Source organism: Micromonospora craterilacus (assembly GCF_003236315.1).
Taxonomy (GTDB): domain Bacteria; phylum Actinomycetota; class Actinomycetes; order Mycobacteriales; family Micromonosporaceae; genus Micromonospora; species Micromonospora craterilacus.
Genome location: NZ_POTY01000528.1, coordinates 1 through 537, shown reverse-complemented (window position 1 = coordinate 537; position 537 = coordinate 1). Strand labels below are relative to the sequence as shown.

At 74.3% G+C, this 537-nt stretch carries 1 protein-coding gene; it reads right to left on the bottom strand.

Going from position 1 to position 537, the window contains the following annotated elements:
* On the bottom strand, positions 1-537 hold a 537-nt coding region (locus C1I95_RS34255; RefSeq protein ID WP_199524049.1), incomplete at both ends, for a cellulose binding domain-containing protein.

The following is a 537-nucleotide window of genomic DNA, read 5'->3' as shown; positions in this document are numbered from 1 at the left end:
GAGTTGCCCGTTGTAGGGCTCGTTGCGCACCGTCACCGTCGAGCCGGAGGTGGTCAGCCGGCCGTTCCACAGTGACGAGATCGTGGTGCCGGCGGGCGCGGTCCAGCTGACCGCCCAACCGGTCGTCGCCGCCGTACCGGTGTTGCGTACGGTCACCTCCGCCTGGTAGCCGCCCGCCCAGGAGTTGACCACCCGGTACGTCGCGGCGCAGCCCTGGTCACCGCCACCGCCGTTGCCAGCGGGGGTGGTCAGAGTGAGCGGTGGCGAGGCGGCCGAGACGTTGCCGGCCGCGTCCCGCGCCCGGACGGTGAACGTGTAGCTGGTCGAGGCCGTCAGGCCGGTGGCGCGGTAGGTGGTGCCGGAGACGGTCCCGACCACACTCGCCGCACCGGTGCCGGTGGCGCGCAGCACCTCGTACGAGGTGACACCCACGTTGTCGGTCGACGCGGCCCAGCTCAGGGTCGCGGCGGTGGCGGTCACGTCGGTGGCGGTGGGCCGACCCGGCGCGGTCGGCGCGGTGGTGTCGCCCGGGCCGGG